The organism is Pseudomonas sp. KK4 (assembly GCF_001984065.1).
In the GTDB taxonomy this organism is placed as follows: domain Bacteria; phylum Pseudomonadota; class Gammaproteobacteria; order Pseudomonadales; family Pseudomonadaceae; genus Aquipseudomonas.
Genome location: NZ_LYVP01000006.1, coordinates 1 through 19,357, shown reverse-complemented (window position 1 = coordinate 19,357; position 19,357 = coordinate 1). Strand labels below are relative to the sequence as shown.

The window sequence follows — 19,357 nt, the reverse complement described above, 5'->3', positions numbered from 1 at the left end:
TGCCCCAACCCGTATCCATGAGGAGAGCGCGCGTGTCGCCAAGCCTGTTCCGACGATAACCATCAGCCCGCTGTGCGTTTTCTGTTCGCCCTTTTTATCGGCTGCTATTTATTACAGGCCCAGGTTCATGCCCGAATACGTCAATTGGCTTCGTCACGCTTCGCCCTACATCAACGCTCACCGCGATTGCACCTTTGTCGTCATGCTGCCCGGCGACGGCGTTGAGCATTCCAACTTCGGCAATATTGTCCACGACCTGGTGCTGCTGCACAGCCTCGGTGTGCGGCTGGTGCTGGTTCATGGTTCGCGCCCGCAAATCGAAGCGCGCCTGGCTGCCCGTGGCCTGACCCCGCATTATCACCACGGCATGCGCATCACCGATGCCGCGACCCTGGAGTGCGTGATCGATGCCGTCGGCCAGTTGCGCATCGCCATCGAAGCTCGCCTGTCCATGGACATGGCCTCCTCGCCGATGCAGGGCTCGCGCCTGCGGGTGGCCAGCGGCAACCTGGTGACCGCGCGGCCGATCGGCGTGCTCGAAGGCGTCGACTATCACCACACCGGCGAAGTGCGCCGGGTGGACCGCAAGGGCATCAATCGCTTGCTCGACGAGCGCTCCATCGTGCTGCTGTCGCCTTTGGGTTACTCGCCGACCGGTGAAATCTTCAACCTCGCCTGTGAAGACGTCGCGACCCGCGCGGCCATCGACCTGGGTGCGGACAAGCTGCTGCTGTTCGGCGAAGAGAAGGGCTTGATCGATGAGCACGGGCGTCTGGTTCGTGAGTTGCGCCCGCAACAGGTGCCGGCGCACCTGCAGCGTCTGGGCAGCAATTATCAGGCGGAACTGTTGGATGCCGCGGCCGAAGCCTGCCGTGGCGGCGTGGCCCGCAGCCATATCGTCAGCTACGCCGAGGACGGCGCGCTGCTGACTGAGCTGTTCACCCGTGACGGTGGCGGCACCCTGGTGGCCCAGGAGCAATTCGAGGTGGTGCGTGAAGCCGCCATCGAAGACGTGGGTGGTTTGCTGGACCTGATCAGCCCGCTGGAAGAGCAGGGGATTCTGGTGCGGCGTTCCCGTGAAGTGCTGGAACGTGAGATCGAGCAGTTCAGCGTGGTCGAGCGTGAGGGGATGATCATCGCCTGTGCGGCGCTGTATCAGATTGCCGATTCGGACGCCGGTGAGCTGGCGTGCCTGGCGGTGAACCCGGAATACCGTCATGGCGGTCGCGGGGATGAATTGCTCGAGCGCATCGAAGACCGCGCCCGGGCTCAGGGCCTGAAGACCTTGTTCGTCCTCACCACCCGCACTGCCCACTGGTTCCGTGAACGCGGCTTTGAGCCGAGCAGTGTTGATCGCCTGCCCTCGGCGCGGGCGTCGCTGTACAACTATCAGCGCAACTCGAAGATCTTCGAAAAAGCCCTTTGATCTCGCTGCCCTTGTAGGAGCGAGGCTTGCCCGCGATGCAGACGACTCGATTGATCGGTTGTCCTTGATGACGCCTTCGCGGGCAAGCCTCGCTTCTACAGGGGGGCGGTTTTATTCGGTGACGAATTTGGCGCTCACATACGGCGAATAATCCGGCAGCACCGTCTCGACCTTCCCCTGTTCCTTCAAAAACTTCGCCGTCTCGCCAATCGCCTTGGCCGTGCCGCCGTCCAGCAGGGCGGTGGTCTGTTGTGCCTTGGCGTCCGGGAACGCGGAGCCGGCCAGCAACTCCGGCACGTCTGCGGCGTTGGCACCGGTCAATTTGGCGATTTTCTGCACCGGTACCGAGTCTGCGGTCCAGCTGTCTTTATGCGCCGCATAGTCGGCGAACGATTCCAGAGTGACCTTGGCGAACTTGGCCACCACCTCCGGGTGCTTCTCGGCGTAATCCTTGCGCGCCACCCAGACTTCGAAGGTCGGCGCGCCCCATTGGCCGACCTGCGCGGCGTCGGTCAGGGTCTTGCCGGTCTTGCGAATTTCCCCCAACGCGGGCGACCAGACGAACGCGCCATCAATGTCCCCTCGCTTCCACGCAGCGGCGATTTCCGCCGGTTGCAGGTTCACCACTTTGACTTTCGACGCATCCAGACCCCAGTGCTTGAGCGCACCGAGCAGGCTGTAGTGAGACGTGGACACGAATGGCGTGGCGATGGTCTTGCCGATCAGGTCCTGCGGTTTGTCGATACCACTGCCATTGCGTACCACCAGCGCTTCGGCGGCATTGATCTGCGCGGAAACGATGAAGGCAACGATCGGCAGGTTGCGCGATGCGGCCGCTGCCAGAGGGCTGGACCCCAGGTTGCCGATCTGCACATCCCCGGACGCAATGGCGGTGACCACTTCCGGGCCACTGTTGAAGCGCCGCCAGTCGATTTTCTCGCCAATGGTTTTTTCGTAGACGCCGTCGGCCTGAGGAACTTTGCTCGGATCGATGCCGGTCTGGTAGCCGACGGTGAGGTTTGCCGCGTGAGCTGAAAGAGAAACTAATAGCGACACACAAACTGTAACAATTGGTCTGGATAGTGCGCGTTTGGTCGTCATGGCATTGGCCTTTTCGATAGGTTTTGTTTCGGAATTGCTACCAAAACTAAACGATCTAAAAAAAGGCTAACAAATACCATTTTGGAATTAGCTTATGGACAGGCGGCTCTATCCTGAGGCGTGAGCCAGATTCCAAAACGGTATGGGAAAAGAATTAATTTATTCTTTTCAGGTTTGTGACAAACACATGAACCTGCAGGGACCAAAAAATCGGGTGTTAGACTATGGTCGTAGACACACAAAGTTACGATTGACTTGTGAGTCACCGTCCGGCGCTAATCGCGCATCTTAGGATTCCAGGCAATTCGACCCGGAACCAGGACTACAAGAATTAGAGACGAGAGGAGCTTAACAATGAACAAGTCCACCTTGGCCCTGGCTGTGGCCGTAGGGGTTTTGGCGCAGCAGGCAGGCGCCGCGGGTTTCATCGAAGACAGCAAGGCATCGGTTAGTTCGCGTACTTATTATTTCGACTCCGATAAGCGTGAAGGCTCTACCAGTACCGCGCCTAGCAACGCCGGTAACCGGCAGCGGGAGGCCGCCGAGGGCCTGAAGTTCGATTACCAGTCGGGCTTCACCCAAGGTGTCGTCGGTTTCGGTATCGACGCCCAGGCGCTGGTGGGTATCCACCTGGACGGCGGCCGTGGCCACCACCCGGACAACAACTCTTTCACGCCTAGCGATTCCGATGGTTCGGCAGAGAGTGAGTGGAGCCGTCTGGCGGGTAACGTCAAGGCACGTTTCTCCAAGACCGAGGCTCACCTGGGTGGCGCACTGCAGCCAAACATGCCGATCCTGATCGCGAACGACAGCCGCGTGCTGCCACAAACCTTCGAGGGTGGCACCATCTCCTCGAAGGAAATCGACAACGTCACCTTCAACGTGGGTCAACTGGAGCACGCGACCGGTCGCGCTTCCAGCAACAGCACTGGCCTGTCCGTGGCAGGCGCTACTGAAGACAGCAACAAGTTCCGTTACGCCGGTGCTGACTGGAAGGTCACCAAAGACCTGACGCTGCAGTACTACTATGCGAACCTGGAAGACTTCTACAAGCAGAACTTCCTGGGCCTGGTGCACGTTCTGCCGATCGCGCCAAACCAGACGTTCAAGACTGATATCCGTTATTTCGACAGCAGTTCCGACGGCAAGAACGGCGACCCAGGCTACCGTTTCAACAACAACAACGGCTATGCCAAGCACTTGGGCGAGATCGATAACAAGACCTGGAGCGCCACCTTCACCTACACCCTGGGTGGCAGCGCATTCCTGCTCGGTCATCAGCGTGTCAGCGATGACGGCGGCTTCGTATTCCTGAACCAGGGCAACGTTGTCGATGGTCGCGGTCGTAACGAAGGTGCCGGCGGCGCCAGCTTCTACTCGTTCACCGATGCCACCGTGGGCAGCTTTATCCGTGCCGGTGAAAACACCACCTACGGCCAGTACTCCTACGATTTCGCTTCGCTGGGCGTTCCAGGCCTGAAGGCGTCGATCGCTTACCTGGACGGCCGTGACATCAAGGCTACCAGCGGTGTCGGCAAGGACCTGAACGAGCACGAGACTGACGCGCGTATCGACTACGTGATTCAGACCGGCCCGCTCAAAGGCTTCGGTACCACTCTGCGTCACGGTACCTACGGTGGCAACACCAGCACCCCGGATGAAGACCAGACGCGTCTGATCTTCAACTACACCTACAGCTTCCTGTAAGTCGTAGCCGAAAAAGCCTCGTCCCCAAAGGGACGGGGCTTTTTTATGCGCCGCTTTTCATATTCCATAAAGATCGCTTCTGATTATTTTTTATTCTTTTTAGATTTCCCTACAAACCCCTACAGTAGCGCCACCTGACCAACAGGCCCCTTCGCTACACGTTCACTCTCCGATCACCACGACTACAGGAATCGGTTTCAACGCCGATACGTCATTCCTGTTGGCGGAGTTGTGCTTATCGATATTCCATTTCGATATCAAAAATCATGAAGTGATTCTTTTTGGATTTATGAACAGGTATGCTGCGCGCCCCCAAATGACGGAGCGCGGATTTCAGCGCGGGGCCTGTGGCGCGAGCCACGGCGAATCAAGGATCCAGGGCAATCGACCCGGGACCAAAAAAGCTGGAAACGATAGGAGCGAAACAATGAACAAGTCCACCTTGGCCATGGCTGTGGCCGTTGGGGTTTTGGCGCAGCAGGCAGGCGCCGCCGGTTTCATCGAAGACAGCAAGGCCACTCTGGGTCTGCGTAACTTCTACATCAACACCGATAACCGCGATGGCACCGCCAGCCCAAGCCGCAACGAAGAGTGGGGCCAAGGCTTCGATCTGCGCTTCACTTCCGGTTATACCCAAGGCACCGTCGGCTTTGGTATCGACGCCATCGGCCTGCTGGGTGTGCGTCTGGATTCGGGCGGCGGCACCAACGGCAACGTTGCGGCCAATGGCACCCCGGGTACCGGTTACGGCGGCACGGTTTTCCCGAGCAAGTCCAACGGCGAAGCGGTTGATAACTTCTCCAGCCTGGGCCTGACCGCCAAGGCCAAGATTTCCCAGACTGAGCTGAAGCTGGGCACCCTGCAGCCAAAACTGCCGGTCATCGTGACCAACGACGGTCGCCTGCTGCCGCAGACCTGGGAAGGTGGCCAGATCACTTCCGGCGACATCAAGGACCTGACCCTGGTCGGTGGCCAGATCGAGCACGTCAAGGGCCGCAACTCCAGCAACAATGAGCAGATGTCCATCAACGGTGCTTCTCCACGCACCATCAACAGCAACAAGTTCATCTACGCCGGTGGCGACTACAAGCTCACCAAAGACCTGACTGCCCAGTACTACTACGGCAATCTGGAAAATTTCTACAAACAGCACTTCCTGGGGCTGGTTCATAACTGGGCCATCGGCCCGGGCGTGTTGAAGTCCGACCTGCGCTATTTCAACAGCTCCGATGACGGTGCCAACGGTCACGACCCGTTGTACTACAGCACCGGCAACTACAACGCGCCCAACGGCAAGGGCAAGGTTGACAACAACCTGTACAGCGGCCTGTTCCTGTACTCCGTTGCCGGTCACACCTTCGGTGGCGGTTACCAGGTCAGCAACGGCAGCAGCGATTTCCCGTGGCTGAACCAGGGCGACGGTTCGTCGAACTACACCATCACCGACATGCAGATCCAGAAGTTCGGCCGTGCCGGCGAGAAAACCTGGCAGGCGCGCTACGCCTATGACTTCGCCAAACTGGGCGTACCTGGCCTGACGGCCGGTGTGATCTACCTCAAGGGCGATGACATCGATACCGTCAACGCTGCCGGACGCCAGGCCGCCAATGGCGCTTCGGAATGGGAGCGCGACCTGACCGTGGGTTACGTGGTTCAGTCCGGCGCGTTGAAGAACCTGGGGTTCATGTGGAAAAACGCCACCTGGCGCACCGACCTGCCGAGCACTCGCTCCCAGGACGAAAACCGCCTGATCGTCAGCTACTCGATCCCGCTGTTGTAATCGTGTGGGAGCGGGCCTGCTCGCGAAGGCGGTGTGTCATTCAGCCCATCGGTGGCTGACTTGACGCCATCGCCAGCATGCTCGCTCCTACAGTAAAGCGGCGAAAAAAAGCCCCGCCCGGTAGTTCTCCGAGCGGGGCTTTTGCGTTTTCAAGGCGGGCTCACCCCCGTAAACCCGCTTTGAAATTCCCTCTTTTGCAGCAACTCAAAGGCCTTCTCGAACCTTGGTGCCGATGTTCGTCGCGATGACTGGCATCGTCCAGTGAACAGATGTTTAATATTTCTTTTAGGTCTAAATAAATCGATATTTATTCTTTTTAATAGATAAAAAACACAGGCACAGTTGGGCTCAACAACGAACTCAAAAGGAGCAGCACCATAGGTATCAGACTCGGCGACATCGCCCCCGATTTCGAACAGGATTCCAGCGCCGGCACCATCCGTTTCCACCAGTGGCTGGGCGATAGCTGGGGCGTGCTGTTTTCTCACCCTGCCGACTTCACCCCGGTGTGCACCACGGAGTTGGGCTTCACGGCCAAGCTCAAGGATGAATTCGCCAAGCGTGGAGTCAAGGCCATCGCGCTGTCCGTGGACCCGGTGGATTCCCATCACCGCTGGATCGAGGACATCAACGAAACCCAGGGCACCGTCGTCAACTTCCCGATCCTCGACGATGCCGACCGCAAGGTCTCGGACCTCTACGACCTGATCCACCCCAACGCCAACGACACCCTGACCGTGCGTTCGCTGTTCGTGATCGACCCGAACAAAAAGGTCCGGCTGACCATCACCTACCCGGCCAGCACCGGTCGCAATTTCAATGAAATCCTGCGGGTGATCGACTCGCTGCAACTGACCGACAACTACAAGGTGGCCACCCCGGCGAACTGGCAGGACGGTGACGAAGTGGTGATCGTGCCCTCGCTCAAGGACGAAGAGGAAATCAAACAGCGCTTTCCCAAGGGCTATCGTGCGGTCAAGCCCTACCTGCGCCTGACGCCGCAGCCGAACAGGTAATCACCCTACAGGTAATGCGCGGTCCAATGTGGGAGCGGGCTTGCTCGCGAAGATGGCATGGCAGACACAGCAGCATTCAGATTGAACAGTCCTCACAAAGCAGGGGATTTCAGGCCGTTTCGACGGCCTTTTTTTATGCCTGATGAACAATATTTTGCATATCTCCAGAACGAATAACCAAATGAATAAATATGATTTATGGATATATAAATCACCTGTTAAGGTCACCTCCATCAAGGCGAGATCGCAAACCGCGAATCGCTGACACCGTGCAAGGAATCGTCTGAATGTTGGTTGTCTCACTCGGTGGCAGTCCCAGCCCGCGCTCCCGTTCCGGGGTGCTGCTGGAGCGCTCCCAACGTTGGTTGCAAGGGCAGGGCGTGGAGGTGGTGAGTTACCAGGTACGGGATTTCCCGGCCGAAGACTTGCTGCATGCGCGCTTCGACAGCCCCAAGGTGCTCGACCTGCTGCAACAGATTGAAAACGCCGATGGCCTGCTGATCGCGACCCCGGTGTACAAGGCTTCGTTTTCCGGCGCGTTGAAAACCGTGCTGGACCTGCTGCCCGAGCGGGCATTGGCGCACAAGGTCGTGCTGCCGATGGCCACCGGCGGCAGCATCGCCCACATGCTGGCGGTGGATTACGCGCTCAAGCCCGTGCTGTCGGCGCTCAAGGCCGAGGAATTGCTGCAGGGCATTTTCGCGGTGGACAGTCAGATCGCTTACGGCGAAGGCAGTGCGGCAGCGCAACTGGCGCCGGAACTGGAACAACGATTGAACGAGTCGCTGGAATTGTTTTTCGGCGCCATGGCGCGACGACCCAAGCCGCTCGACCCGCAACTGTTGAATGACCGTTTGTTGAGTGCTCGCTGGAGCATTTAAGCCCTACCAACAATTGATGTACTGGCCTTACTCGCCCGCCAACGGGCAAGCAGGTGCAGCCAAAACCCAACTGCAAATAGGAGAGCGCCATGCGCCCTGTCATTTTGCGTCGTGGTCTGGTCGCTCTGTTTGCTGCGGCTGTCACCTTCGGCGCCATTACTCAAGCTCAAGCTGAAACCTTGCGTATCGGCTATCAGAAATACGGCACCCTGGTGCTGCTCAAAGCCAAAGGCACCCTCGAAAAACGCCTCGCCGCCCAAGGCGTCGACGTGCAATGGACTGAATTCCCCGGCGGCCCGCAACTGCTCGAAGGCCTGAACGTCGGCTCCATCGACTTCGGCGTGACCGGCGAAACCCCGCCCGTCTTCGCCCAAGCCGCGGGCGCCGATCTGCTCTACGTCGCCTACGAACCGCCAGCGCCGCACAGCGAAGCGATCCTGGTGCCGAAAGACTCGCCGATCAAATCGGTGGCCGAGCTCAAGGGCAAGAAAATCGTCCTGAACAAAGGCTCCAACGTGCACTACCTGCTGGTGCGTGCACTGGAAGACGCCGGCCTTAAATACACCGATATCCAGACTGTATTCCTGCCGCCGGCCGATGCCCGCGCCGCGTTCGAACGTGGCAGCGTCGATGCCTGGGTGATCTGGGACCCGTACCAGGCTGCCGCCGAGCAGCAACTGCAGGCACGCACCCTGCGTGACGGCCAGGGCATCGTCGACAACCACCAGTTCTACCTGGCAACCAAGCCTTACGCGCAAAAAAATCCTGAGGTGATCAAGACCCTGGTGGAAGAAGTGCGCGCGGTCGGCGAGTGGTCCAAGGCCAACCCGCAAGACGTGACCCAACAGGTATCGCCACTGCTCGGCCTGCCGACGGACATCACCCTGACCTCGGTGAAACGCCAAGGCTACGGCGCACTGTTCCTCACCCCGGACGTGGTCGCCGCGCAGCAGAAAATCGCCGACAGCTTCTACCAGCTCAAGCTGATTCCCAAGCCGCTGAGCATCAAAGACGTGATCTGGACGCCACCGGCGGCCGTTGCCAAAGCACAGTAATTCGAATCCCTAAGGAGACCACTCCATGAGCCTCAATATCTTCTGGTTCCTGCCTACCCACGGCGACGGCCATTATCTTGGCACCGCCGAAGGCGCTCGCGCCGTCGATCACGGTTACCTGCAACAGGTCGCGCAAGCGGCGGATCGTCTGGGCTTCGGCGGGGTGCTGATCCCCACCGGCCGCTCCTGCGAAGACTCGTGGCTGGTGGCGGCGTCGCTGATTCCGGTGACCCAGCGTCTGAAGTTCCTCGTCGCCCTGCGCCCCGGGATCATTTCCCCGACGGTGGCAGCGCGTCAGGCCGCGACCCTGGATCGTTTGTCCGGCGGCCGTGCGCTGTTCAACCTGGTTACCGGTGGCGATCCGGAAGAATTGGCCGGTGACGGTCTGTTTCTCACTCACGAAGAGCGCTACCAGGCGTCGGTGGAATTCACCCGTATCTGGCGTCGCGTGCTGGAAGGCGAAACCGTCGATTACGACGGTCAGCACATCAGCGTGAAGGGCGCCAAGCTGCTCTATCCGCCGATCCAGCAACCGCGTCCGCCGCTGTACTTCGGTGGTTCGTCGGAAGCGGCGCAGGACCTGGCGGCCGAGCAAGTGGAGATGGTCCTGACCTGGGGCGAACCACCGGCCGCGGTGGCCGAGAAGATTGCACAGGTTCGCGCCAAGGCCGCCAAGCTCGGGCGCACCGTGCGCTTCGGCATTCGTCTGCATGTGATCGTGCGTGAAACCAACGCCGAAGCCTGGCAAGCGGCGGATCGCCTGATCTCGCACCTGGACGACGACACCATCGCCCGCGCCCAGGCCTCCCTGGCGCGCTTCGACTCGGTCGGGCAGCAACGCATGGCGGCGCTGCACGGCGGCAGCAAAGACAATCTGGAAGTCAGCCCCAACCTGTGGGCCGGTGTCGGCCTGGTGCGTGGCGGTGCCGGTACGGCGCTGGTGGGCGATGGTCCGACCGTGGCCGCTCGCGTCAAGGAATACGCGGACCTGGGCATCGATACCTTCATCTTCTCCGGTTATCCACACCTGGAAGAGTCGTATCGCGTGGCAGAACTGCTGTTCCCGCATCTGGACATCGAACGTCCCGAGTTGCCGAAAAGCGCCGGTTACGTCAGCCCGTTCGGTGAGATGGTGGCCAACGACATTCTTCCCAAAGCCGCGTCCCAGAGCTGAGGCGCGCCATGAAGAAAATCATCCACAGCCTGGCGCCCTGGGCGTTGCCGGTGTTGCTGCTGGCGGTGTGGCAGTTGTCGGTGTCGGCGGGCTGGTTGTCGACACGGATTCTGCCGGCCCCCATCGCGGTGATCGAAGCCGGCGTGAGCCTGGTGCGCAGCGGCGAGATCTGGACGCACCTGGCCATCAGCGGTTGGCGTGCCGCACTGGGCTTCGCCATCGGCGGTGGCATCGGCTTGACCCTGGGCTTTATCACCGGCCTGTCGAAGTGGGGTGAACGCCTGCTCGACAGCTCGGTGCAAATGATCCGTAACGTGCCGCACCTGGCGCTGATTCCGTTGGTGATCCTGTGGTTCGGTATCGACGAGTCGGCGAAGATTTTCCTGGTGGCGCTGGGTACGTTGTTCCCGATCTACCTCAACACCTATCACGGCATCCGCAACGTCGACCCGGCGCTGGTGGAGATGTCCCGCAGCTACGGCCTGTCCGGTTTCAGTCTGTTTCGCCAGGTGATCCTGCCCGGTGCCTTGCCGTCGATTCTGGTGGGTGTGCGCTTCGCCCTGGGCTTCATGTGGCTGACGCTGATCGTCGCCGAAACCATTTCCGCCAGCTCCGGCATCGGCTACCTGGCGATGAATGCCCGGGAGTTCTTGCAGACCGACGTGGTGGTGCTGGCGATCCTGATGTACGCGGTGCTCGGCAAACTGGCCGACCTCGCGGCCCGTGGCCTCGAGCGTGTGTGGCTGCGCTGGCATCCGGCCTATCAGGTCGTCAAGGGAGGTGCCGCATGACTGCTCAACAACCTCCACGCCTGCTGCGCGGGATTCCGCTGGCGGTGCGCAAGCTGCAAAAAACCTTTGGTTCGCGGCAGGTACTGCGCGAGATCGACCTGCACATTCCGGCCGGTCAATTCGTCGCGGTGGTCGGTCGCAGTGGCTGCGGTAAAAGCACGCTGCTGCGCTTGCTGGCCGGTCTCGATCAGCCTACGGGTGGCGAGTTGCTGGCCGGTTCCGCGCCGCTGAGCCAGGCCCGGGAAGATACCCGGTTGATGTTCCAGGAAGCACGCCTGCTGCCGTGGAAAAAGATCATCGACAACGTCGGCCTGGGGCTCAAGGGCGACTGGCGACCCAAGGCATTGGAAGCCCTGGATGCGGTGGGACTGGCCGATCGCGCCAACGAGTGGCCGGCAGCACTGTCCGGTGGGCAGAAGCAACGTGTGGCCCTGGCTCGGGCGTTGATTCATCAACCGCGCCTGCTGTTGCTCGACGAACCGCTGGGCGCCCTTGATGCCCTGACCCGTATCGAAATGCAGCAATTGATCGAGCGACTCTGGCAGCAGCACGGCTTCACCGTATTGCTGGTGACCCACGACGTCAGTGAAGCGGTGGCGATTGCCGATCGGGTGATCCTGATCGAAGACGGCGAGGTCGGCCTCGACCTGCAGGTGGAGCTGCCACGCCCTCGGGTCCGCGGCTCCCATCGGCTGGCGGCGCTGGAAACCGAAGTCCTCAACCGCGTGCTGTCACTGCCCGGCCAACCGCCGGATCCGGAACCTGTTTCACCATTGCCTACGCAGTTGCGTTGGGCTCAATAACTCAAGGCTTATCCAACGACAGGAATCACCATCATGACTATCAAGGCCATCAACGTACGCAACCAGTTCAAAGGCTCCATCAAGGAAATCGTCCTGGGCGATGTGCTCTCGGAAATCGACGTACAGACCGCGTCCGGCATCGTCACCTCGGTCATCACCACCCGCTCGGTGAAAGAGCTGGAACTGGCGGTGGGCAGCGAAGTGATCGCGTTCGTGAAATCCACCGAGGTGTCGATCGCCAAGTTGTGATCGGATGCGGTACACCCGACCCCGGAGGGTTTGAGCCCTTCGGGGTTTTTTGTGGGTGAGTCAGTGAATTTGGCGTCGCGGCCTTCGCGAGCAAGCCCGCTCCCACAGGGAAGCGCATTCCAACTGTGGGAGCCTTTCAGGGTTTTTTGTGGGTGAGTCAGTGAGTTTGGCGTCGCGGCCTTCGCGAGCAAGCCCGCTCCCACAGGGAAAGGCATTCCAACTGTGGGAGCGGGCTTGCTCGCGAAGAGGCCTGTTAGCCAGCGAAGATCTCAGGTTGCAACAGTGCGCTTGGGCAAATAGGGCGGCAGGTACAACCCCAGATACGCATCGAACACCCGCATCCCTTCTTCAGCCATGCGCGCAGTAATCTGCCCATGCTGCTGCACCGAACGCGCATACACGCGGTCCCCCAGTTCCATGGCCAGGGCAAACACGTCCACATCCGTCGGCAGCTTCGGCAGTTCGAAGTGGTGATCGAAGAGTTTGTGCATCAGGTCGCCCAGTTCGATGTCGTGCTGGCGGTCGGCCTGGGTGACTTCGGTCAGGCCATGCTGGGCGAGGATCAGTTGGCGGGCGGCGGCGTCCTGGTCGTAGATGTCGAGCATCCGCTGTTCCACCAGCCGTGACAGGTCACGCCAGTTGCCGAGCGCGTCGTGGTCGATGGGCGCTTGCAGGCAGGCGCGGAAGGCGGCGTGGACGTCGGCGGTGAGGGCTTCGAGCAGGGCCGGAACGCTGGCGAAGAAGTGGTAGACCGAGGAGGGCGGGATCTGCGCGCGTTCGGCGACGCTGTAGATCGACAGGCTGGCCACGCCCTCGGCGGCCAGCAGCGTGCGGGCGGCATCGAGTATCGAATCGATCCGGGCCTGGCTGCGGGCGCGGGGTTTTCGGGGAGTGGCGGTGCGCGTCATTGGAGTCTCCTGCGGGGCAGGGGGCATTGTACGAGCAGGGTTGTGTGTTGTCTGCCGGGACGCCTTCGCGAGCAAGCCCGCTCCCACACTGAACCGGTGTGAAACACAAAATTTGCGCATACAGGAGATCCCTGTGGGAGCGGGCTTGCTCGCGAACCGCCGCAGGCGGCCATAAAAAAACGCCGCTGGCTGATAAGGCCGGCGGCGTTTTTTTACATCGGCAACCGCTTACACGGTATGCAGGTACCAGTTGTACTCGAGGTCGGAGATGGAGTGTTCGAACTCCTCCAGCTCGCTCTCTTTGCACGCGACGAAGATATCGATGTATTTCGGATCGATGTACTTGGCCATGACTTCGCTGTCGTCCAGCTCACGCAGTGCGTCGCGCAGGTTGTTCGGCAGGCTTTGCTCGTTCTGCTCGTAGCTGTTGCCTTCCACCGGCGCGCCCGGTTCGATCTTGTTGGTCAGACCGTGATGCACACCGGCCAGAACAGACGCCATCAACAGGTAAGGGTTGGCGTCGGCGCCGGCAACGCGGTGCTCGATACGTACTGCATCGGAAGAACCGGTCGGTACGCGGATCGCCACGGTACGGTTGTCAAGGCCCCAGCACGGCGAGTTCGGCACGTAGAACTGCGCGCCGAAACGACGGTACGAGTTGACGTTCGGGCAGAGGAAAGCCATCTGCGCGGGTAGGGTCTCGAGCACACCGCCGATCGCGTGACGCAGCGCGGCGTTCTGCTCGGGATCCTCACTGGCAAAAATATTCTTGCCGTCTTTGTCGAGAATCGAGATATGGACGTGCAAGCCATTGCCCGCCTGGCCCGGGTAAGGCTTGGCCATGAAGGTGGTGTCCATTTCATGGTCGTAGGCGATGTTCTTGATCAGGCGCTTGAGCAGGACCGCGTAGTCGCAGGCCTTGATCGGGTCGGCCACGTGGTGCAGGTTCACTTCGAACTGCGCCGGGGCACTTTCCTTGACGATGGCGTCGGCCGGGATGCCTTGCTCTTTGGCGCCTTCGAGGATGTCCTGCAGACAGTCGACGTATTCGTCGAGGTCGTCGATCAGGTAGACCTGTGTCGAATGCGGGCGTTTACCGGAGATGGGCGAGCGAGGCGGTTGCGGACGACCGTTCACGTTCTCCTGGTCGATCAGGTAGAACTCCAGTTCGAACGCGGCGCAGATGGTCAGGCCCAGCTCATCGAACTTGGTCACGACCTGGCGCAACACTTCACGCGGGTCAGCGAAGAAAGGATCGCCTTCGAGTTCGTGCATGGTCATCAACAGTTGCGCGGTAGGGCGCTTCTGCCATGGCTCGTTGCACAGGGTATCGGGGATTGGATAGCAGATTCGGTCAGCATCACCGATGTCCAGGCCCAGGCCGGTGCTTTCCACCGTAGAGCCATTGATATCCAGAGCAAATAGAGAGGCCGGCAGGTTGATGCCTTTCTCGTAAACCTTGTGGAGGCTGGTGCGTTCGATGCGCTTGCCGCGCACCACACCATTCATATCCGCAATCAGAAGGTCAACGTACAGAACCTCAGGATGTTCCTTAAGGAACGCGTTCGCTTCGTTGAGCTGAACGGCACGCGGGGGTACCGACATGATGCAACACCTTTGTTGTTAAAAATATCAATCATTGATCTTTTCGGTTTCCAGTCAACCCGAACGGCTTGCCGAAGTCAAGCTGGGCCTTTTTTGCCCCTAAAAAGGGCTCGCATGGCTTTTTTGAGGCACTTTGGGGCGTTTTTATGGCCTTCGACGCTTTGACGTCCGCAGGCTTGAGCGGGCCGTGTTGTATTTTTTACGGGGGTGTTGTGTAAAAAAATGAACAAGGCTAAGCTCCAATCATACCCATAACAGCAATAATACCGGGGTGCTTCATGTCTCGCCTGCCGTTAATCGGCGTCACCGACTGCTCAAGGCAGAACGGTCTGCATGCTTATCACATCAGTGGCGACATCTTTTTCCGCGCCGGGAGCCCAAAGGCTTCCTGCCTGCCGGTATGGCGTGCCCCGCGGGCGGCTCGACCCTCCCCGTCCGTTATTCTGGACGGCCGAGATGGCACACCCATTACGGTTACTCCATTCAATATAGAACCGATTCACAATAGCGGCTCGGCCATCGCGCAGGGTCCCGCTCTGGATTCTGCACGCCTTGCGTCTGCCGGGCCGTGCGCAAAAAACACGATAGCCTGTGCCAGACTCGCATTTCAACGCGACGCCGATGCGTCAAACATTGCCTGTCGCGCAAGCGCCGGGAAACTCAAAGCCTAGAGGCATTTATGAGTAACAACCTCGACCAGCTCACCGATTGGTTGAAAAACCACAAGATCACAGAAGTCGAATGCATGATTGGCGACCTGACCGGCATCACCCGGGGCAAGATTTCGCCGACCAACAAGTTCATCGCCGAAAAGGGCATGCGTCTGCCCGAGAGTGTGCTGTTGCAGACCGTGACCGGCGACTACGTCGAAGACGACATCTATTACCAACTGCTCGACCCGGCCGACATCGACATGATCTGCCGTCCCGATCAGAACGCGGTGTATCTGGTGCCATGGGCCATCGAGCCCACCGCCCAAGTGATCCACGACACCTACGACAAGCAGGGCAACCCGATCGAGCTGTCGCCGCGCAACGTGCTCAAGAAAGTTCTCAAACTCTATGCCGACAAGGGCTGGCAGCCGATCGTGGCGCCGGAAATGGAGTTCTACCTGACCAAGCGCAGCGATGACCCGGACTATCCGTTGCAACCGCCGATCGGCCGTTCCGGGCGCCCGGAAATCGGTCGCCAGTCGTTCTCCATCGAGGCGGCGAACGAATTCGACCCGCTGTTCGAAGACGTCTACGACTGGTGCGAACTGCAGGAGCTGGACCTCGACACGCTGATCCACGAAGACGGCACGGCGCAGATGGAAATCAACTTCCGTCACGGCGATGCCTTGTCCCTGGCCGACCAGATCCTGGTGTTCAAGCGCACCATGCGTGAGGCGGCGCTCAAGCACAACGTGGCCGCGACCTTCATGGCCAAGCCCATGACCGGCGAGCCGGGCAGTGCCATGCACTTGCACCAGAGCATCATCGACAAGGAGACCGGCAAGAACATCTTCTCCAATGATGACGGGACCATGAGCCAGCTGTTCCTGAATCACATCGGTGGCTTGCAGAAACTGATCCCCGAGTTGTTGCCGCTGTTCGCGCCCAACGTCAACTCGTTCCGCCGCTTCCTGCCCGATACCTCGGCACCGGTGAACGTGGAGTGGGGCGAAGAAAACCGCACCGTGGGCCTGCGGGTGCCGGATGCCGGGCCGCAGAACCGTCGGGTGGAAAACCGCCTGCCGGGCGCCGATGCCAACCCTTACCTGGCGATCGCCGCGAGCCTGCTCTGCGGTTACATCGGCATGGTCGAAGGCCTGAATCCGAGCGCGCCGGTGGTGGGCCGTGGCTACGAACGCCGCAACCTGCGCCTGCCGCTGACCATCGAAGATGCACTGGAACGCATGGAAAACAGCGCGACCATCGAAAAATATCTGGGCAAGAACTTCATCACCGGCTATGTCGCGGTCAAGCGGGCCGAGCATGAAAACTTCAAGCGCGTGATCAGCTCGTGGGAACGGGAATTCCTGCTATTCGCCGTCTGATGCGCCGGGCGCCGCGGTTATCGAGCGGCGCCTCACACTGATTCATTTAGGAGATTTGTAATGACCAGCAACAACCCGCAAACCCGTGAATGGCAGACCCTGAGCAACGATCACCACCTGGCTCCGTTCAGTGATTTCAAGCAGCTCAAAGAGAAAGGCCCGCGGATCATCACCAACGCCAAGGGCGTCTACTTGTGGGACAGCGAGGGCAACCAGATCCTCGACGGCATGGCCGGTCTGTGGTGCGTGGCCATCGGCTACGGTCGCGATGAACTGGCCGATGCCGCCAGCAAACAGATGCGCGAGCTGCCTTATTACAACCTGTTCTTCCAGACCGCTCACCCACCCGTACTGGAACTGGCCAAGGCCATCGCCGACATCGCGCCAGACGGCATGAACCACGTGTTCTTCACCGGTTCTGGCTCTGAAGGCAACGACACCATGCTGCGCATGGTCCGTCACTACTGGGCGATCAAGGGCCAGCCGAACAAGAAAGTCATCATCAGCCGCAAGAACGGCTATCACGGTTCCACCGTGGCCGGCGCGAGCCTGGGCGGCATGACCTACATGCACGAGCAGGGCGACTTGCCGATCCCGGGTATCGTCCACATCGCCCAGCCGTACTGGTTCGCCGAAGGCGGCGAGATGACCCCTGAGGAATTCGGCATCTGGGCCGCCAATCAGTTGGAAGAGAAGATTCTGGAAGTGGGCGTCGACAACGTCGGTGCCTTTATTGCCGAGCCGATCCAGGGTGCCGGCGGCGTGATCATTCCGCCTGCGACCTACTGGCCGCGCATCAAGGAAATCCTCGCCAAGTACGACATCCTGTTCGTGGCTGACGAAGTGATCTGTGGTTTCGGCCGCACCGGCGAGTGGTTCGGCAGTGATTTCTACGACCTCAAGCCCGACATGATGACCATCGCCAAAGGCCTGACCTCCGGCTACATCCCGATGGGTGGCCTGATCGTGCGCGACGAAGTGGTTGCCGTGCTCAACGAAGGCGGCGATTTCAACCACGGCTTCACCTACTCCGGTCACCCGGTGGCGGCGGCCGTGGCCCTGGAAAACATCCGCATCATGCGTGACGAGAAAATTGTCGAGCGCGTAAAAGCGGAAACGGCACCGTATTTGCAGAAACGTCTGCGTGAGCTGAACGATCACCCGCTGGTGGGCGAAGTTCGTGGGGTGGGTCTGTTGGGGGCCATCGAACTGGTTCAGGACAAGGCCACGCGCAAGCGCTACGAAGGCAAGGGCGTCGGCATGATTTGCCGGCAGTTCTGCTTCGATAACGGGCTGATCATGCGTGCGGTGGGCGACACCATGATCATCGCGCCACCGCTGGTGATCACGCCGGCGGAAATCGATGAGTTGGTGACCAAGGCGCGCAAGTGCCTGGACCTGACCCTCAGTGCATTGCAGGGCTAAGTGCTAGGCTCTTGGCGCGAGTATGAAACTTTCGCCCGGGGCAGCCATAAAGGGCGGCCTTTCCTTGAAAGACCGCCTCGGATCTTGCCAGACTAGCCGCGGTTCCAGTTGTCCGGGTTCGGCCGCTGAACAAAGTGGTTCAAAAAAGAAAAAAATTTGGAGCATTAACGCATGAAGGCATTAGGAAAAAAGCTTGCTGGCAAGACACTCCTCGCCATGTCCCTGATGGGCATTATGGCGGGTGCGGTTCAGGCGGACGACAAGGTGTTGCACGTCTATAACTGGTCCGACTACATCGCTCCGGACACCATCAAGAAGTTTGAAGACGAGTCGGGCATCAAGGTGGTCTACGACGTCTTCGACAGCAACGAAACCCTGGAAGCCAAGTTGCTGGCAGGCAAGTCCGGCTACGACATCGTGGTCCCGTCGAACAACTTCCTGGCCAAGCAGATCAAGGCTGGCGTTTACCAGAAGCTGGACAAGTCCAAGCTGCCGAACTGGAAAAACCTGAACACCGACCTGCTCAAGGCGGTATCGGTCAGCGACCCGGGCAACGAACACGCCTTCCCGTACATGTGGGGCTCGATCGGCATCGGCTTCAACCCGGAGAAGGTCAAGGCTGCGCTGGGTGCCGACGCCCCGGTGGATTCCTGGGACCTGATCTTCAAGCCTGAAAACGCCGCCAAGCTGAAGTCTTGCGGTATCAGCCTGCTGGATTCGCCAACCGAGATGATTCCGGTGGCATTGCACTACCTGGGCCTGCCAACCGACAGCCAGAAGAAAGAAGACATCGACAAGGCTGAAGCGCTGATCATGAAGGTCCGTCCTTCGATCGCCTACTTCCACTCCTCCAAGTACATCTCCGACCTGGCCAACGGCAACATCTGCGTGGCCGTGGGTTACTCGGGTGACATCTATCAGGCCAAATCCCGCGCTGCAGAAGCCGGTGGCAAGGTGAAAGTCAGCTACAACATTCCGAAAGAAGGTGCCGGCAGCTTCTACGACATGGTCGCCATCCCTAAAGATGCCGAAAACGTCGAAGGCGCCTACAAGTTCATGACCTTCCTGCAGAAGCCGGAAATCATGGCCGAAATCACCAACGCCGTACGCTTCCCGAACGGTAACGCCGCTGCCACGCCACTGGTTGATAAAGACATCACCAGCGACCCGGGCGTCTACCCACCGGCGGACGTGCTGGCCAAGCTGTACGCGATTGCCGACTTGCCAGCCGCGACCCAGCGTTTGCTGACCCGCAGCTGGACCAAAATCAAATCCGGCAAGTAAGTCACACCCCCTGTAGGAGCGAGCTCGCTCGCGATGAACCCGAGAACACCGCGGGGTGTCAGGCACCCCGCGTCATCGTTGACGACCATCGCGAGCGAGCTCGCTCCTACAGGG

Annotated in this window: 16 protein-coding genes; 13 read left to right on the top strand and 3 right to left on the bottom strand. The window is 60.0% G+C overall.

Features of this window, described 5'->3' with window-relative positions; genetic code table 11:
- Positions 1–127 precede the first annotated feature (127 nt).
- Positions 128–1,426: an amino-acid N-acetyltransferase gene (argA, locus tag B0W55_RS03845; protein ID WP_077044700.1), complete on the top strand. Its 1,299-nt coding sequence runs from the start codon at positions 128–130 to the stop codon at positions 1,424–1,426.
- 111 nt (positions 1,427–1,537) lie between these two features.
- On the opposite strand, the gene tauA is transcribed toward argA, so the two are convergent.
- A complete protein-coding gene (gene tauA, locus B0W55_RS03840) occupies positions 1,538–2,527 on the bottom strand; it encodes a taurine ABC transporter substrate-binding protein (protein WP_077044699.1) in 990 nt (329 codons plus the stop codon).
- A gap of 354 nt (positions 2,528–2,881) precedes the next feature.
- On the opposite strand from tauA, the gene B0W55_RS03835 reads away from it, so the two are divergent.
- The 9 genes from B0W55_RS03835 (at position 2,882) to B0W55_RS03795 (ending at position 11,983) form a co-directional block, all read left to right on the top strand.
- Positions 2,882–4,234: an OprD family outer membrane porin gene (locus tag B0W55_RS03835; RefSeq protein ID WP_077044698.1), complete on the top strand. Its 1,353-nt coding sequence runs from the start codon at positions 2,882–2,884 to the stop codon at positions 4,232–4,234.
- Between the two features lie 427 nt (positions 4,235–4,661).
- Entirely contained in the window at positions 4,662–6,014 is a 1,353-nt protein-coding gene (locus B0W55_RS03830; protein WP_077044697.1) for an OprD family porin, read from the top strand.
- A 377-nt stretch (positions 6,015–6,391) separates the two neighbouring features.
- Entirely contained in the window at positions 6,392–7,030 is a 639-nt protein-coding gene (locus B0W55_RS03825) for a peroxiredoxin (RefSeq protein WP_077044696.1), read from the top strand.
- Between the two features lie 287 nt (positions 7,031–7,317).
- Positions 7,318–7,911, top strand: coding sequence for an NADPH-dependent FMN reductase (gene ssuE, locus B0W55_RS03820; protein WP_077044695.1), 594 nt, complete (start codon positions 7,318–7,320; stop codon positions 7,909–7,911).
- Between the two features lie 89 nt (positions 7,912–8,000).
- Complete coding sequence (locus B0W55_RS03815; protein ID WP_077044694.1) at positions 8,001–8,966, top strand: sulfonate ABC transporter substrate-binding protein; 966 nt, start codon at positions 8,001–8,003, stop codon at positions 8,964–8,966.
- A 25-nt stretch (positions 8,967–8,991) separates the two neighbouring features.
- A complete protein-coding gene (gene ssuD, locus B0W55_RS03810) occupies positions 8,992–10,140 on the top strand; it encodes an FMNH2-dependent alkanesulfonate monooxygenase (protein WP_077044693.1) in 1,149 nt (382 codons plus the stop codon).
- A gap of 8 nt (positions 10,141–10,148) precedes the next feature.
- Positions 10,149–10,931, top strand: coding sequence for an aliphatic sulfonate ABC transporter permease SsuC (gene ssuC, locus B0W55_RS03805; protein ID WP_056854057.1), 783 nt, complete (start codon positions 10,149–10,151; stop codon positions 10,929–10,931).
- The gene (ssuB, locus tag B0W55_RS03800) at positions 10,928–11,734 is read left to right on the top strand and encodes an aliphatic sulfonates ABC transporter ATP-binding protein (protein WP_077044692.1); all 807 of its coding nucleotides are present in this window, start codon (positions 10,928–10,930) and stop codon (positions 11,732–11,734) included. The genes ssuC and ssuB overlap by 4 nt, the downstream gene beginning before the upstream one ends.
- Positions 11,735–11,767: 33 nt before the next feature.
- A complete protein-coding gene (locus B0W55_RS03795) occupies positions 11,768–11,983 on the top strand; it encodes a molybdopterin-binding protein (RefSeq protein WP_007967989.1) in 216 nt (71 codons plus the stop codon).
- Between the two features lie 269 nt (positions 11,984–12,252).
- Here B0W55_RS03795 and B0W55_RS03790 read toward each other — a convergent pair whose 3' ends face one another.
- A complete protein-coding gene (locus B0W55_RS03790; RefSeq protein WP_077044691.1) occupies positions 12,253–12,891 on the bottom strand; it encodes a TetR/AcrR family transcriptional regulator in 639 nt (212 codons plus the stop codon).
- A 228-nt stretch (positions 12,892–13,119) separates the two neighbouring features.
- Positions 13,120–14,496, bottom strand: a complete 1,377-nt coding sequence (locus B0W55_RS03785; RefSeq protein WP_077044690.1) for a glutamine synthetase family protein — start codon at positions 14,494–14,496, stop codon at positions 13,120–13,122.
- Between the two features lie 679 nt (positions 14,497–15,175).
- On the opposite strand from B0W55_RS03785, the gene B0W55_RS03775 reads away from it, so the two are divergent.
- The 3 genes from B0W55_RS03775 to B0W55_RS03765 all read left to right on the top strand — a co-directional run bounded on the left by B0W55_RS03775 (position 15,176) and on the right by B0W55_RS03765 (position 19,243).
- Positions 15,176–16,534 (top strand): glutamine synthetase family protein, encoded by a 1,359-nt coding sequence (locus B0W55_RS03775; protein ID WP_077044688.1) that lies wholly within the window; start codon positions 15,176–15,178, stop codon positions 16,532–16,534.
- Positions 16,535–16,594: 60 nt separating this feature from the next.
- Positions 16,595–17,959 (top strand): aspartate aminotransferase family protein, encoded by a 1,365-nt coding sequence (locus tag B0W55_RS03770; RefSeq protein WP_077044687.1) that lies wholly within the window; start codon positions 16,595–16,597, stop codon positions 17,957–17,959.
- Between the two features lie 171 nt (positions 17,960–18,130).
- Positions 18,131–19,243, top strand: coding sequence for a polyamine ABC transporter substrate-binding protein (locus B0W55_RS03765; protein ID WP_077044686.1), 1,113 nt, complete (start codon positions 18,131–18,133; stop codon positions 19,241–19,243).
- Positions 19,244–19,357: the final 114 nt, after the last annotated feature.

What these genes read in the sequence shown, in the direction of transcription:
- B0W55_RS03765 (WP_077044686.1), top strand. Translation starts at nt 18,131, where the DNA reads ATGAAGGCATTAGGAAAAAAGCTTGCTGGCAAGACACTCCTCGCCATG.
- ssuB (WP_077044692.1), top strand. Translation starts at nt 10,928, where the DNA reads ATGACTGCTCAACAACCTCCACGCCTGCTGCGCGGGATTCCGCTGGCG.
- B0W55_RS03835 (WP_077044698.1), top strand. Translation starts at nt 2,882, where the DNA reads ATGAACAAGTCCACCTTGGCCCTGGCTGTGGCCGTAGGGGTTTTGGCG.
- B0W55_RS03775 (WP_077044688.1), top strand. Translation starts at nt 15,176, where the DNA reads ATGAGTAACAACCTCGACCAGCTCACCGATTGGTTGAAAAACCACAAG.
- ssuC (WP_056854057.1), top strand. Translation starts at nt 10,149, where the DNA reads ATGAAGAAAATCATCCACAGCCTGGCGCCCTGGGCGTTGCCGGTGTTG.
- B0W55_RS03785 (WP_077044690.1), bottom strand. Translation starts at nt 14,496, where the DNA reads ATGTCGGTACCCCCGCGTGCCGTTCAGCTCAACGAAGCGAACGCGTTC.
- ssuD (WP_077044693.1), top strand. Translation starts at nt 8,992, where the DNA reads ATGAGCCTCAATATCTTCTGGTTCCTGCCTACCCACGGCGACGGCCAT.
- B0W55_RS03790 (WP_077044691.1), bottom strand. Translation starts at nt 12,891, where the DNA reads ATGACGCGCACCGCCACTCCCCGAAAACCCCGCGCCCGCAGCCAGGCC.
- B0W55_RS03830 (WP_077044697.1), top strand. Translation starts at nt 4,662, where the DNA reads ATGAACAAGTCCACCTTGGCCATGGCTGTGGCCGTTGGGGTTTTGGCG.
- ssuE (WP_077044695.1), top strand. Translation starts at nt 7,318, where the DNA reads ATGTTGGTTGTCTCACTCGGTGGCAGTCCCAGCCCGCGCTCCCGTTCC.
- argA (WP_077044700.1), top strand. Translation starts at nt 128, where the DNA reads ATGCCCGAATACGTCAATTGGCTTCGTCACGCTTCGCCCTACATCAAC.
- tauA (WP_077044699.1), bottom strand. Translation starts at nt 2,527, where the DNA reads ATGACGACCAAACGCGCACTATCCAGACCAATTGTTACAGTTTGTGTG.
- B0W55_RS03815 (WP_077044694.1), top strand. Translation starts at nt 8,001, where the DNA reads ATGCGCCCTGTCATTTTGCGTCGTGGTCTGGTCGCTCTGTTTGCTGCG.
- B0W55_RS03795 (WP_007967989.1), top strand. Translation starts at nt 11,768, where the DNA reads ATGACTATCAAGGCCATCAACGTACGCAACCAGTTCAAAGGCTCCATC.
- B0W55_RS03770 (WP_077044687.1), top strand. Translation starts at nt 16,595, where the DNA reads ATGACCAGCAACAACCCGCAAACCCGTGAATGGCAGACCCTGAGCAAC.